General features: G+C 67.9%; 15 protein-coding genes and 1 riboswitch. Of the genes, 4 read left to right on the plus strand and 11 right to left on the minus strand.

Annotated features, from left to right (window positions below; translation table 11 throughout):
* Window positions 1-2 precede the first annotated feature (2 nt).
* The 7 genes from GGQ97_RS07245 to cpaB form a co-directional block, all read right to left on the minus strand.
* On the minus strand, window positions 3-398 hold the full coding sequence (locus tag GGQ97_RS07245) for a hypothetical protein (protein ID WP_168068319.1): 396 nt from the start codon (window positions 396-398) through the stop codon (window positions 3-5).
* Between the two features lie 109 nt (window positions 399-507).
* Window positions 508-1,509: a type II secretion system F family protein gene (locus tag GGQ97_RS07250; RefSeq protein ID WP_168068321.1), complete on the minus strand. Its 1,002-nt coding sequence runs from the start codon at window positions 1,507-1,509 to the stop codon at window positions 508-510.
* A 13-nt stretch (window positions 1,510-1,522) separates the two neighbouring features.
* Window positions 1,523-2,497 carry a type II secretion system F family protein gene (locus GGQ97_RS07255; protein ID WP_168068323.1) on the minus strand — a complete coding sequence of 325 codons (975 nt, stop codon included), beginning with the start codon at window positions 2,495-2,497 and terminating at the stop codon, window positions 1,523-1,525.
* A gap of 41 nt (window positions 2,498-2,538) precedes the next feature.
* Window positions 2,539-3,825 (minus strand): pilus assembly protein CpaE, encoded by a 1,287-nt coding sequence (locus tag GGQ97_RS07260; RefSeq protein WP_168068325.1) that lies wholly within the window; start codon window positions 3,823-3,825, stop codon window positions 2,539-2,541.
* Window positions 3,826-3,827: 2 nt separating this feature from the next.
* Complete coding sequence (locus GGQ97_RS07265; protein ID WP_168068327.1) at window positions 3,828-4,460, minus strand: CpaD family pilus assembly protein; 633 nt, start codon at window positions 4,458-4,460, stop codon at window positions 3,828-3,830.
* 26 nt (window positions 4,461-4,486) lie between these two features.
* Window positions 4,487-5,956, minus strand: a complete 1,470-nt coding sequence (locus tag GGQ97_RS07270) for a type II and III secretion system protein family protein (RefSeq protein WP_425338712.1) — start codon at window positions 5,954-5,956, stop codon at window positions 4,487-4,489.
* Between the two features lies 1 nt (window position 5,957).
* Window positions 5,958-6,995: a Flp pilus assembly protein CpaB gene (gene cpaB / locus GGQ97_RS07275; RefSeq protein WP_168068329.1), complete on the minus strand. Its 1,038-nt coding sequence runs from the start codon at window positions 6,993-6,995 to the stop codon at window positions 5,958-5,960.
* A gap of 147 nt (window positions 6,996-7,142) precedes the next feature.
* On the opposite strand from cpaB, the gene GGQ97_RS07280 reads away from it, so the two are divergent.
* Entirely contained in the window at window positions 7,143-8,222 is a 1,080-nt protein-coding gene (locus tag GGQ97_RS07280) for an NAD(P)/FAD-dependent oxidoreductase (RefSeq protein WP_168068331.1), read from the plus strand.
* Here the strand turns inward: GGQ97_RS07280 and rnhA are convergent.
* A complete protein-coding gene (gene rnhA, locus GGQ97_RS07285) occupies window positions 8,219-8,665 on the minus strand; it encodes a ribonuclease HI (RefSeq protein WP_168068333.1) in 447 nt (148 codons plus the stop codon). The genes GGQ97_RS07280 and rnhA overlap by 4 nt on opposite strands.
* Window positions 8,666-8,704: 39 nt before the next feature.
* Window positions 8,705-9,661: a 4-hydroxy-3-methylbut-2-enyl diphosphate reductase gene (gene ispH, locus GGQ97_RS07290; protein WP_168068335.1), complete on the minus strand. Its 957-nt coding sequence runs from the start codon at window positions 9,659-9,661 to the stop codon at window positions 8,705-8,707.
* A 50-nt stretch (window positions 9,662-9,711) separates the two neighbouring features.
* On the opposite strand from ispH, the gene GGQ97_RS07295 reads away from it, so the two are divergent.
* Window positions 9,712-10,353, plus strand: a complete 642-nt coding sequence (locus GGQ97_RS07295; protein ID WP_209022807.1) for a hypothetical protein — start codon at window positions 9,712-9,714, stop codon at window positions 10,351-10,353.
* Between the two features lie 21 nt (window positions 10,354-10,374).
* On the opposite strand, the gene GGQ97_RS07300 is transcribed toward GGQ97_RS07295, so the two are convergent.
* Window positions 10,375-10,755: a hypothetical protein gene (locus GGQ97_RS07300; protein ID WP_168068337.1), complete on the minus strand. Its 381-nt coding sequence runs from the start codon at window positions 10,753-10,755 to the stop codon at window positions 10,375-10,377.
* Window positions 10,752-12,017: a vanadium-dependent haloperoxidase gene (locus tag GGQ97_RS07305; protein ID WP_168068339.1), complete on the minus strand. Its 1,266-nt coding sequence runs from the start codon at window positions 12,015-12,017 to the stop codon at window positions 10,752-10,754. Before GGQ97_RS07305 ends, GGQ97_RS07300 begins: the two co-directional genes overlap by 4 nt.
* Before the next feature lie 149 nt (window positions 12,018-12,166).
* A riboswitch (glycine riboswitch) is annotated at window positions 12,167-12,258 on the plus strand.
* Between the two features lie 173 nt (window positions 12,259-12,431).
* On the opposite strand from GGQ97_RS07305, the gene gcvT reads away from it, so the two are divergent.
* Entirely contained in the window at window positions 12,432-13,544 is a 1,113-nt protein-coding gene (gcvT, locus tag GGQ97_RS07310; RefSeq protein WP_168068341.1) for a glycine cleavage system aminomethyltransferase GcvT, read from the plus strand.
* Entirely contained in the window at window positions 13,541-13,912 is a 372-nt protein-coding gene (gcvH, locus tag GGQ97_RS07315) for a glycine cleavage system protein GcvH (protein ID WP_168068343.1), read from the plus strand. The genes gcvT and gcvH overlap by 4 nt, the downstream gene beginning before the upstream one ends.
* Window positions 13,913-13,948 lie beyond the last annotated feature (36 nt).

Raw genomic sequence — 13,948 nt, forward strand, 5'->3', positions numbered from 1 at the left:
ACTTAGCGGCGGTCGCCGTCGAGCGGGCGGCGGTCGTAATTGTCCGGCACGCCGTCACGGTCGAGATCGCGGCGCGGCGCGTTGAGGTCGTCGGGGTGGCGGTCGCGCAGGCGGTCGTCGACATACGGGTCGGCGCGGCCGGCGGGGGTCGCCACCGCAGCGGCGCGGGCGGCGGCTTCGCGGCGGTCCGCCTCGTCCCGCAATTCCTTCTCGCGCGTCGCCCAGGTCGCGTCGCGATCCTTTTCGCGGGCTTCCAGCGCCTTACGTGACGTCACTTCCTCATTGTAGCGGCTCTTCCACTTGCTGCGGCCGCCGCTGGTCATCCAGGCTCCGACCAGGAAGCCAAGCACGAAGACCAGTCCGAGGATGATCCACTGGTCGGTGGTGAAGTTGGTCATGCCGATATTCCCTGTCGTCGCGAGTGCGGTTGCGTAACGACATTACGACGAAGGGCGGCCGATGGTTCCCCACCGACCGCCCTCCGGGCCCCACGCCGGACGGGAAGGCTTAGCCGCCGCCGATCATGCTGTCGCTGATCGAGCAGGCCGCCGGGCCAAGGATGACCACGAACAGCACCGGAAGAATGAACAGGATCAGCGGCACGGTCATGATGGCGGGAAGGCGCGCGGCCTTTTCCTCTGCCCGCATCATGCGGTCGTTGCGGAATTCGGCCGACAGGACGCGCAGTGCCGACGCCAGCGGCGTGCCGTATTTCTCGGTCTGAATCATGGTGGTGACCACGCCGCGCACGGCTTCGAGGTCGACCCGGCTGGCGAGATTGTCGAACGCCTGGCGCCGCTCGTTGAGGAAGCCCAGTTCGATCGAGGTCAGGCCGAATTCGTCGCCGAGTTCGGGATAGGCCTTGCCCAGTTCGCGAGCGACCCGGCTGAACGCGGCGTCGACGGTGAGACCGGCCTCGGCGCAGATGACCAGGAGGTCGAGCGCGTCGGGAAGACCCTTGCGGACCGCGACGCTGCGCTTGTTGATCTTGTTCTTCAGCCACAGGTCGGGCGCCTTGTAGGATCCGATCAGGGTGCCGGCGACCAGCGCATATTTCTTGAACGCGCCCCAATCGGGGAAGCTGTCGAAGACGTAGACGGCAAGGATCGCGAGGCCGCCCAGCACCACCGGCAGGATCAGCCGGCCGAAGATGATGAAGAAGGCGAGGTCCTTGGTGCGGATGCCGGCCTGCAGCAGCTTGACCTGGATGTCCTGGATCTGGCTGCCCTGGATCATCTTGAACGTGGACAGGATGCCGCGGACCTTGTCGGCCGCTTCGTTCTTGTTGATCAGGCTTTTGCGCTTGTTGGTCGAGGCGACGATGCCCGCCTTGAGCTGCTCGCGCCGTTCGTTGAGCGCCTTGACCCGGCGGGCCATCGGATCGCGCACGGTGGTCGCGGCATAGATGGCGATGATCACCGCCAGGGTCGCGATCCCGGTGAGGAGGGTGGCGACCCAGATGACGTCGACGCCGAGGAGGGTGGGCCCGGAGGCCGCTGCGGGTTGCATCTGCTTGTTGCCCCTAGATCTCGAAGTTGACCATCTTGGCCATGATCGCGACGCCGATCCCCATCCACACCATGGCTCCCAGGCCGGCGACGATCAGCCGCTCGTCGGTGAAGAAGCCGCCCATGTAATTGGGGTTCAGAAGGTAGACCATCGTGAACACGATGAAGGGCAGGGCGCCGACGATCATTGCCGAGGCCTTGGCTTCCGAGCTCATCGCCTTGATCTTGAGCTTCATCTGCGCGCGCTTGCGGAGCACGTCGGCAAGGTTGGAAAGCGTTTCGGCCAGGTTGCCGCCGGTCTCGCGCTGGATCGCCAGCGTGATCACGAAGAACTGGAATTCGGGCGTGCCCAGGCGATCGGCGGTTTCCTGAAGCGCGGCGTCCATGGTCAGGCCGATCTTCATCTTGTCGCTGACGGCGCGGAATTCGATCCCCACCGGGCCGCTGATCTCGCCCGACACGATGGTCAGGGTTTCGGTGATCGGAAGGCCCGAGCGCAGGCCGCGGACCATCAGTTCGATCGCGTCGGGGAAGTTGGCGGTGAACAGCTTGAGCCGCTTGGTGATCATCTTGCCGATCACGAAGTGCGGGACGCCGATGCCGATGAACAGGCCGAACATCAGCGACAGCAGGACCGGAGCGCCGCGGGCCATCATCAGGCCGGCGACCGTCACGACGATGCCGGCGTTGATCATGGCATAACGGCCGAGCGTGATCTTGCGGCCGGTCTTTTCCAGCCGCAGCTGCATGACCGCGGGCCGCGGGATCAGGTTCGACGCTAGGGACTCCATCTTGGAGTCCTTGCGCGACAGCAGCTTGCGGATCTGCGCGTTGGCGATGGCCGGGACACCGGTCGCGCCATGCCGTTCGCGGACCGCTTCGATGCGCCGCTTCAGCGCCTTGCCCGAACTCGGGCCGGACAGGGCGATGTAGAGCATGCCGAGCATGCCCACCACGCCAAGGCCAAGCAGCATTAGGGTCAAGGTCATCCCGGCATCCTCATCTTGTCAGCCTCTGCAACCAGCAGGGGTCAGGCGGCGGCCTTGGCCGGCTGCTTGGCGAGCATGCCCTTGAGACCGGCCATCAGCGACTTGGACTGGCCCGCCGAAGCGGAGGCAGCGGCCTTGGCGGCATCGCCGGCACCTTCTTCCGTGGCATGGCTCAGCACCATGTTGCATAGCTGGGAGAAGGGCGCGCCGGCCTTGCCGCTGGCGACTTCGGCCATCGGCTTGCCAAGCTTGGCGGCCTGCGCCGCAAGCTTCTGGTCCAGGTTGAACTGAACGTCGACCTTGCGCTCGATCGAGTCCTGGAAATCCTTGAGCGAGATTTCCAGACCACCGCCCGAGGGCACCTGGTTGGCGACCATGATCACCTTGGTCTGCGGCGCATTGCTCTTGAGCCAGGCGAGCACGCGGATGGTGTCGCGGGTGGCGGCAAGCGTCAGGTTGCTGACCACCACCGCGACATGGGCATCGTGGACCATATGCGGATACTGGACCAGCATGTTGCGCGGCAGGTCGAGCACGGTCGCCTCGAACGCGTTCTTCATCTCCTCCTGGAGCTGGAAGTAAGCGGTTCCGTCGGTGATCAGCGGCTGGTTGATCGGCGCTTCGGCCGACAGCACGCTCAGGCGCTCGTTGCAGCGGACCATGGCGCGTTCGATGAACAGGCCGTCGATGCGGCTGGGATTCTCGATCGCGTCGGTCAGGCCGCGGCCCGGCTCAAGGTCGAGCGCCAGCGCGCCGGTGCCGAAGTGGATGTCGAGATCCAGCAGGGCAGTCGAACGCTGGGCCTTTTCGCCGAGCAGCCAGGCGAGGCTGGTGCTGAGCGTCGAGGCACCGACACCGCCACGCACACCGATCACCGCCGACATGATGTGCGGCTTGTCGGTCTGCGCTTCGCCGCGCGGACCCGAGATGATCATCTGGGCATTGGCGAAGGTGTCGCGCAGCTGGTCGACGCTGAACGGCTTGAGCAGATAGTCGTGGATGCCGCTGGCGAGCAGGTCGCGGTAGAGGCGGACGTCGTTGACGCCGCCGGCCGCGATCACGATCGTGCCGGGCTCGCACACTTCGGCAAGCGCGTTGATGTCGTTCAGCGGGTCGGCCGATTCCGACAGGTCCACGAACAGGATGTTCGGGGATGCCGAGACCGACAGCGACTGGACCGCGTTGCGAAGCCCGCCCTTGTTGACCTTGTCGGGGCTCCAGCCGTGCTCGACCGCGACCGGCCGAAGGACATCGGCGGTGGCGTCGTCGCACACGAATGCGGTGAACGGATCACGCAGACCCGCGCGGGATTGGAACGGCGCGTTCATCATCAATTCCCCTTCGACCCGGACTTCTCAAGCCCGTCGGTGCCGGCCGGCTTGCGGGCGCGGTACATCTCGATGGCCTTGTTGCTGACGGTGGCGTCGTTGGTTGCCGCTTCCCGGCCGCTGATGAGATCGCCCGGATAGGCGACCATCGCGGCCAGGTTGGTGTTCACGCCGCACCCGAAATTGCTCATCAGTTCATTGGAATAATTGGGCGTGCTGTCGCGCGACCAGTTGGGGCAGTTGGGAACGCTGGCCCGGGTCCGCGTGACGACCACGCGAACCGCGCCCGGCGCGATCGCCCCGCCCGTGACCGGAGCGCCGTCGGCGACCAGCAGGCCGTAACGGCCGGCTACCCGGGCGACATCGGCCCGCGCCGAGGGGGCATCGACCCCGTCGACGCTGATGACGTCGCCGTAGCCAAGCTCAAGCCCGCGGAACCAGCCGTCGAGGCGAGCTGCCTCGGTGGCCGGAAGGCTGCCGCCAGGCGCCGCCGCGTCGAACACATAGTCGGCACGCGACACCACCGGCTCGTTGAGAGCGGCCAGGCCGCGGCCCGGACGATCCTCTCCGCGATGGACCTCGCAGCCTGAAAGCGCGGCGCAGGACAGGAGAAGGAAGGAAAGCTTCTTGGTCATGGTCACTTCCTTGTGCATTGACGCGCTCACAGCTTGAAACCGGGGGCCGGAGCGGCGGCAGCGGCAGCCGGTGCACCGGCCGTGGCGGCCGACAGGCCGGGACCGGGCCGGGCAGCAACCGGGCGGGGGCCCGAGACGCCCTTGAAGACCTGGCCCTCGAGGATGCCGGTGCCTTCGTGCGGCGAACGATAGCCGTCGGTCGGCAGCGCAAGCCTGCCGTTGATCGGTCGCACCAGATACGGCGTGACGATGATCACCAGCTCGGTTTCCGCGCGGCGATAGTTGCGCGAGCGGAACAGGGTGCCCAGGATCGGCAGGTCGCCGAGGAAGGGCGCGCGGCTGATCACATTGTTGTTCGACGCCTTGAGCAGACCGGCGAGCATGAAGCTCTGGCCCGAGCCCAGTTCGACGGTGGTTTCGGCACGGCGAGTGGTCAGTGCCGGAATGTCGAACCCGCCCAGACGCAGCGCGCCTTCGGAGCTGAGTTCGCTGACTTCCGGACGGACCCGCATCGAGATGCGGCCATCGCCCATCACCGTCGGCGAGAAGGCCAGGGCGACGCCGTAGCTCTTATATTCGACGGACACCGCGCCGCCGAGACCCTGGCTGACCGGGATCGGGAACTCGCCGCCGGCCAGGAAGCTGGCGGTTTCGCCCGACAGGGCAGTCAGGTTCGGCTCGGCCAGCGTGGTCGACAGACCGTCGGTGGCGAGTAGGTCGAGCGTTCCAAGCAGGTCGAGCCCGAGGAACTTGCCGCCCAGCGCAAGCGTGGTGCCGAGCTGCGCGACGTTGAATTCACGTCCGCCGCCGGCCGCGCCGCCGCCCAGTTCACCGGGATTGCCCTGGCCGATGCCGAACAGGAAGCCGCCGGGCTTGGAGTCGATGCCGGTGAGGTTGATGCCGATCGACTTCAGGGCCGAACGGTTCACTTCGGCGATGCGGACCTTGAGGTTGACCTGCAGCGGCACCGCGGTGCGCAGCCGGGTCACGACCTGGGTGCCGTCACCGACATAGGCCTGGACCAGCCGCTGCGCCTCGGCGGCGTCTTCCGGGCTGGCGACCGTGCCAGTCAGCAGCACCAGATTGTTCATCGGGGTCGCCTGGACCTGCGATTCGGGCATCGCCGCGCGCAGCATCTCGTCGACCGAGCTGATGTTGGTGCCGACCCGGACGTTGGCGGCATAGACTACCCGGCCCGACTTGTCGGTCGCATACAGCGTCGTCTCGCCCTTGCCCTTGCCGAACACGTATAGCTGGGTGGAGGAGCGGACCTGGACGTCGGCGACCGAGTCGTTCGAGATGAACAGGTCGCTCATCGGCGAGGACAGGCGAACCAGCGTGCCGGTCCCGGCGGAGATGTTGAGCGTCTCCGAAGGACGGGCGGCCATTGGCTGCGCGGCGGCCGGCGAGGCGACCAGGCTCAGCGCCGAAGCGCCGAGGGCGAGGGCGGCGATGGCCGAAGCCATCCGCCCGAAGGACTTGTTACCCTTGCTCATCTTAGCGAGCCCCCACTGGAACGAAGCTGACATTGTTGCCGCGGGCGATGCGGACGCTCGGTCCGATCGGGCCGGCCGGAGCAGCGCCCGGAGCCGGTGCCGGAGCCTGGGGCGCCACCGCTGCGCTCGGAGCGCTGGGACCGCCGTTGCTGGCGGTGCGGGCCGGAACCGAGCGGCGCTGGAAGCGCGACACGTCACCGCCGGTGGCGAAGGTCGGCGCGCTGTCCAGCGGCTGGCTGGCCATCGCCATCAGGATGCGGCGCTCTTCCGCCGGGCTTGCGCCGGCCGGAACCTTGACCTGGCCGGTCGAGACCATGCGCTCGAGTTCGGCCTGGTTGTCGGCGATGCTGCGCAGCGTGAGGCTCAGCTGACCGAGGCTCTGGGCGACCGAGATCTTCTCCGCAAGCTTGGGAGTGACTTCGAAGGTCACGTTGCCGAAGCTGGCGACGATCGGCTTGCCGTCCTCGCCCTGGCGGCTGGTGGCCTGGCCGGTGGCGAGCACCCGCAGGTTGCGGATGATCGTCTCGGACACCTTGAGCGGCGGACCGTCGCCGCCGCCGGCGACCGTCTGGGTCAGGACCATGTCGACCCGGTCACCCGGGAACACGAAGCCCGCAACGCCGGCGATGTCGTTCACCGGGACGGTGATGGCGCGCATGCCGGGGGTCAGTGCCGCGGCAAGGAAGCCACGATCCTGCGGTCCGACCAGCGAGCCGCGGGTCACCGGTTGGCCGGCGGTGATCGCATTGCGAACAACCGTTCCGAGCAGCTTGGAAACGTCCGCGTCGGGCCCACCCTCGGTGTAATAGGCTTGCTGGACCAGCTCGGCCGGCCAGGGCTGATAGGCGAAGCTTTCGGCATCGACCATCGCGCCAACCGGAAGCGGCTTGCGGGCCACCAGGACCTTGGGCCCCATCGGCACCGCTGCGGCCTCGGCCTGCGGAGCGGACGCACCGGCAAACATGTTCTTGGCCATCACGGCCGTTACCGCTGCAACCAGCAACGCCCCCAACAGGAGTGCAATCTTCTTCACATCCATGGCGACACCCGCCCCTTCCTCACAACCCGTAGGAAACCCTTCGAATGCAGAACAAATCGGCCAAAATGGTTAAGATATGGTTCGGGCAACGGGGTCGATCGCCGGCACTGGACGAGGGGCGCCGGCAGGCCGTAATCGGCCTCCTGCATGAGCAGGGTCGAAGTCTTGATCGTCGGGGCGGGAATTGCGGGCGCAAGCCTCGCGGCCGAAGTCGCCGGTCGGCGGCGCACCCTGCTGCTCGAGGCCGAAGCGCAACCGGGCTATCACAGCACCGGCCGGTCCGCCGCTTTCTGGCATGAAGGCTATGGCGGGCCGCTGGTCGCCCCGCTCAGCCGCGCCAGCCGGCCCTTGCTGGAGGCTGGCGGCTACCTCTCACCGCGCGGGGCGATCCATCTCGCGCGCGCAGGGGAGGAAATCGATCTCGTCGACGGCGTAACCGCCCGCCCGCTTGACCGGTCCGGGCTGGAGCAGCGCCTTCCCGGGCTCGCGCCCGAATGGACACACGGCGCCGACGAACCGTCGCTGGCCGACATCGACGTCGCCAGGCTGCATGGCGATGTCCTTGCCGCGGCGCGGCGGGCAGGGGGCGAGGTCCGGACCGATGCCCGGGTGGCCGGTGCGAATCGCCTGGCCGACGGCGGATGGATGGTGCGGCTCGAGGATGGCGGCAGCATCCTTGCCGACCGGGTGGTGAATGCGGCAGGGGCGTGGGGCGACGTCATCGCTCAGGCGTTCGGGGTCGCGCCGCTCGGCCTGGTCCCCAAGCGCCGGACGATGGTGCAGCTGCGGATCGGGCGGACGGGTCTCGCGCGCTTGCCGCTGGTGGTCGCCGCCGACGGCAGCTTCTACTTCAAGGGCGAGGGTGACAGTTCGCTGTGGCTCAGTCCGCATGACGAGATCGACTGCCTGCCGTGCGACGCCGCGCCCGAGGAAATCGACGTCGCCACCGCGATCGATCGCTTCAGCCATGTCGTCGACTGGCCGGTCGAGGCGGTCGAGCGGCGCTGGGCCGGGCTTCGCACCTTTACTCCCGACCGGGTGCCGGCGATCGGGTTCGCCGCCGACTGTCCGGATTTCTTTTGGTGCGTCGGCCAGGGCGGGTTCGGGATCCAGACCGCCCCGGCCGCCGCACGGCTGGGGGCAGCGCAGCTGCTCGGCGAAGGGGAAGTGCCCGCTGGGGTCGAAGCCGGGCTCTACGATCCGGCCCGGTTCAGCGGGGCGGCCTAGCCGCGGACGCTCTCGGCCGCCGCGCAGGCGAGCTGGTCGACCCGCTCATTCTCCTCGTGGCCGGCATGGCCCTTGACCCATTTCCAGGTGATCTGGTGCGGCTCCACCGCCGCGCACAGCGCCTGCCACAGCTCCGCATTCTTGACCGGTTTCTTGGCTGCGGTGCGCCAGCCGTTGAGTCGCCAGTTGTGGACCCACTTGGTGATGCCGTCCTTGACGTACATGCTGTCGGTCGAAAGCGTCACTCGGCACGGGCGGGTCAGCGCCTCCAGTCCCTTGATGGCCGCCATCAGCTCCATGCGGTTGTTGGTGGTCGGGTTCTCGGCGCCCGACAATTCCTTCTCGACGCTGCCCATGCGCAGCAATGCGCCCCAGCCGCCAGGGCCGGGATTGCCCTTGCAGGCGCCGTCGGTGAACATCTCGACATGGGGAAGCTCGGTCATGCGGCGCCGATGCGGGGCCGGACCGGCGAAGGCAAGCCCCTAGGCGACCAGCTCGCGCGGAAGCTTGAAGGTCAGGCCCTCGGGCACGTGCTTCAGTTCTTCCATCGTCAGCAGGAAGCGTTCGGACAGGGCCTCGATCACTTCCTCGACCAGCACCTCCGGCGCCGAGGCGCCGGCGGTGAGGCCGACCGCGCTCGGGCTGCCCAGCCATTCCCAGTCGATCTCCACCGCTCGCTGGATCAGCCGCGCCGGAACGCCTTCGCGCTCGGCGACTTCGGCCAGGCGCAGCGAGTTGGAGCTGTTGGGGGCGCCGATCACCAGCATCTTGTCGACCCTCGGCACGATCGCCTTGACCGCCGCCTGGCGATTGGAGGTGGCGTAGCAGATGTCCTCGCCGCGCGGCGCCTTGATCGCGGGAAAGCGCCGGTGCAGCGCGGCGACAATCGCGGCGGTGTCGTCGACCGACAGGGTGGTCTGCGTCAGGAACGCGAGATTCTCGGGATCCGCGACCTGCAGCAGCGGCACGTCATCCTCGGTTTCGACTAGGGTCATCGAACCCGCCGGCACCTGCCCGAAAGTGCCGATCACCTCGGGGTGGCCGGCATGGCCGATGAACAGGATGTGGCGCCCGGCCTCGATCAGGCGCTGGGCCTGCCGGTGGACCTTGCTGACCAGCGGGCAGGTAGCGTCGAGGTAATCGAGCCCCCGGTCGCGGGCTTCGGCCGGGACGGTCTTCGGGACGCCGTGGGCGGAAAACACGACCGGTACGCCGTCCGGCACCTCCGACACTTCCTTGACGAAGATGGCGCCCATCGCCTTCAACCGGTCGACCACGAACTTGTTATGGACGATCTCGTGCCGGACATAGACCGGCGCGCCATAGCGCTCGAGCGCGAGCTCGACGATGCGGATGGCGCGTTCGACACCGGCGCAGAAACCGCGCGGGGCGGCGATGATGAGGTGGAGGGGACTGGCGCCTTCTTGCATGGCGGCCATGTAAGCCATCGCTTGCCTGGAAAGAAGGGGCTTCCTATGAGCCTGACCCCATGACCATGTCCCGCCGCGCCGCCCTCGTGCCCCTGCTTGCCCTGATCGTCGCCGGTTGCGCCCGCGACGGACAGCTTGCCGCCAATGGCGTCTACGTGACCCGCACGGGCTGCCCGCAGGTGGCGATTCCCGCCGCGACCGGGGACATCACCCTGTTCGATCCGGCAACCAGCCGCGACGCCCGCGCGATCGACGTGGTGGCGACCATCACCAACATCCGCGCCACCTGCAGCGAGGATGCGGCCAACATCGTCAGCACCGCGACCTTCGACGTGGTGGCATCGCGCCGCGACGCGGGCCAGGCGCGGCAGGTCGTGCTGCCCTACTTCACGGTGGCGATGCAGGGCGGAACCAACATCGTCGCCAAGAAGGTCGGCGCCGTTGCGCTGAACTTCCCGGCGGGCTCGCTGCGGGCGCAGGCCAACAGCCAGACCACGGTGCGGGTCAGCCGCTCCGCCGTGGCGCTTCCGGCCGACGTGCAGCGCGAGCTGACCCGTGAGCGCAAGCCTGGGGATGCCGACGCGGCGGTCGATCCGCTGTCCGATCCGAAGATCCGGTCCGCCGTCGCCAATGCGACCTTTGAGCAATTGATCGGCTTCCAGCTCAGCCAGGAGCAGTTGCGCTACAACGCGACCCGCTGATCGTTCGAAGCTATCGCTAGGCTACGGCAGCTCCGGCCGCGATGGCCGGGCCGCGTGGCCGCGTGCGATCATCCAGGCGATCACTAGCGGCAGCAGGATCCCGGCTGCGACCAGCCATGCGGGATGCGGAAAGCTCATCGCGTTGGCGATCACCCCGGCCACGACCAGGGCGGCGACGATCCAGGCGGTGCCCGCCCATTTCGAAATGCCGGTGCCGATGAAGCCGCCGACACCGACCCCCAGCACCCACGCCGCGAGCACGACGGCATGCATCGCGGCGGTGGCGTCAAACGGAGTCGCGGGCGCGCCAAGGGCGAAGTGGCCGAGCTTCTCCACAGCGCCAATCACGGCCACGCAGAAGCCGGCGCCAGCCAACGCTCCGATGATCCGCGACCCCTTCACGATGCCGGCCTCACCTCGTTTGCGGGCAAGGGCTGCAGGACCCGGTCGAGCGTCAGCCGGGCAAGCTTGCGGCCCATCTCGTCCCCGGCCTCGTTGCTGAAGCGATAGTGTACCCCGCCCAGCGTTCGGGAGAAGCTGACCTGCTTGGCCCATTCATTCCAGTCGGGCAGCACCTGGATCGCGCTATTGGGCAGGGACATCGAACCGACCCGGACCCCCCAGGCCGGCGCCTTGCCGCCGACCATCGTCATCATCTCGGCGATGCCGCCCGCATAAAGGCAGTGGCCGCAGGGATATTCGGCGTGGTTGGGGGTGTTCATCAGCGGCAGCCAGGCGGGATCGGCCTGGGTCGCGGGATTGTCGTCCTTGTCGGCATTGCGGATGGCGGTGATCGGCCGCCAGAAGCCGTAATGCAGCTTGCCGTCGGACATGGCGATCTGCAAGTCGTCGACCAGCATCCCGTACAGCGCGAACAGCCGGGCATTGTCGACCAGCCGCCGCCCATCCTGGTCCGCCACCATTCGCAGCGCCGGCATCTCGTTGCTGGTGATGCGATAGCGCGCCATCAGCGTCTGCACCTTGGTCCGCTCGGTGCTGGACCGTGCACCCAGCCGGCGCACTTCCTCCAGGTCGCGGGCGTAGCGTTCGCTGGTCAGGGCCGGGGGCGGGGCCGGACGAACCTCGTCCGCGCGCTTCAGCACCCAGGGGCGGTAGGCGACGCTGTACGGGCCGGTCGCGGGGAGGGCGGTGGGCACCCACTGGCCCGGCGTCACCAGCGGCCGGTAGGGCGTTTGAGTGATCCTGGAATCGATGTCAGGCAGCTTCAGGACAGCCGCCGCGGCGGCCTGTCCAAGCGCGATTCCGGCCTGCTTGGCCTGCCCGTCGGCCATCCCCGCCAGCGCCAGCTCGTAACTCTCCTCGAGATCGGTCTTGCGAGCGGCCGGATGGGCCTTGAGCACCTGGATCGCCGCGGTCATCGCTGCCACCTGCTGGTTGGCGCTGACTGCGCCCGGGGTCATTCCGACATAGCTGCGGTAGCGGTGGTCGATCGCATTCACCGCTTCGAACATTGCCAGCGCGACCTTGGTCAGGACATGGTCGTTCTCACCGGTCGGGGCCTGGGTCAGCCCCATCGCCGGCGCCGGTCCCTGCGGCAGCTGTTTCTGGGCGAAGTCCATCCATTCGCAGATGGTGTCGGCGGACGCCGGAGTCGCGGCGGCGAGCCCGGCCGCAGCGGCGAGTAGAAGAGAGGCAGCGCGCATCGTTCAAATCCCCCTGAGGATGGCGAAGCGCAGATTATCACGGTTGCGGCTCGTCCCCACGTGGAATCTTCACCCCCTGCCCAAAGCCGCGTTGACTGTTGGGCTCCGCCCCCTAGAGCCGGGGGCAGCCAGTCCGGCGGCAACGCCGGGCGACTCGCGCGGGAGAGGCCCTGGCTCGACCAGGGCGCCGAAGGAGCAACCGCCCCCGGAATCTCTCAGGCAAAAGGACCGCGCATGGGTCGAGGCTGTCTGGAAAGTGTCATGGCTGAAAAGCCGTGGCCGCCGAAGGGGTAACCGCGCGACATTCGCGTGGGAAAGCTCTCAGGCACGAAGGGACAGACGGGGGTTCGCTTGGGCTTCGTGGCGACCAGCAGCGGTGGGCCAGGGGGCGCGAACCTTCAGGAGTTTGTTTCCTTGGCCGACGTTCCCGACACCGACCTCGACACGCTTCCGCTCGACGCCTGGCATCGCACCCGCGGCGGCCGGATGGTGCCGTTCGCGGGTTACCACATGCCGGTCCAGTATGAAGGCATCATCGCCGAGCATCGCTGGACCCGGAGCCATGCCGGGCTGTTCGACGTCAGCCACATGGGCCAGCTGCTGGTCCCGCTTGATGAGGCCGAAGCGCTCGAAAAGCTGCTTCCGGGCGACCTCCTCGCGATGAAGGACGACCGGCCCAAGTACAGCCTGCTGCTGAACGAGGCCGGTGGGATTCTCGACGACCTGATGATCACCCGCCGCACCGACGGATTCTACGTCGTCGTCAACGGCGCGACCAAGACTGGCGACATGGCGGTGCTGGAAGCCGCCGGCGTGCCGTTCGCCTATCTCGCGGAGCAGGCGCTGCTGGCGCTGCAGGGCCCGGAAGCGGTCGATGTCATCGCCGCCCATGCGCCGGGCGTCGCCGACCTGTCGTTCATGCAGGCGGGCAGCTTCGACCTTGCGGGCACGCAGGCGTGGATCAGCCGTTCGGGCTACACCGGCGAGGACGGGGTCGAAATCTCGCTTCCCGCGTCCGCCGCCGACCGCATCGCCGATCTTCTCCTCGCCGACGAGCGGGTCCTCCCGATCGGCCTCGGCGCGCGTGATTCGCTTCGGCTCGAAGCGGGCCTGCCGCTCTACGGCCACGACCTCGACGAGCAGACCACGCCGGTCATGGCCGACCTGTCCTTCGCGGTGAACAAGCGTCGCCGGACCGACGGCGGCTTTGCCGGTGCCGAGCGGATCCTGGTCGAGATCGACCAGGGTGCGGTCCAGAAGCGGATCGGTTTCACCGTCGAGGGCCGCCAGCCGGTCCGCGAAGGTGCCCGCATCCTCGATTCGGAGGGCAACGAGGTCGGCCGGGTCACCAGCGGCGGGTTCTCGCCGAGCCTCGAGGCGCCGATCGGCATGGGATATGTCGCCACCGGCCTGGCCGAGCCGGGCAGCGCGCTGACCCTCGAGCAGCGGGGCAAGCTGTTCCGCGCCGCCGTCACCGCCATGCCGTTCGTGCCGCATCGCTATCATCGCAAGGGGAAAAGCCAATGAGCCTGTATTTCACCAAGGACCATGAATGGATCCGGGTCGAGGGCGACACCGCTACCGTCGGGATCACCGATCACGCGCAGGGCCAGCTCGGCGACATCGTGTTCGCCGAGGCGCCCGAAGCGGGCAAGACGCTGGACAAGGGCGGCGAGGCCGCGGTGGTCGAATCGGTCAAGGCCGCAAGCGACGTCTATGCGCCCGCCAGCGGCGAGGTGGTCGAAGCCAATCCGGCGATCGCCGACGATCCGTCGGTCATCAACACCGACCCCGAAGGTGAGGGCTGGTTCTTCAAGCTGCGGCTGGCCGACCCGTCCGAGCTCGACGGCCTGATGGACGAGGCCGCCTATCGCGCCTGGGTCGAAACGCTCTGATCGACGCTCCTGCCTCGACGTCCAGCTGGGATGCGT

The sequence above is a fragment of the Sphingomonas kaistensis genome (assembly GCF_011927725.1).
Taxonomy (GTDB): domain Bacteria; phylum Pseudomonadota; class Alphaproteobacteria; order Sphingomonadales; family Sphingomonadaceae; genus Sphingomicrobium; species Sphingomicrobium kaistense.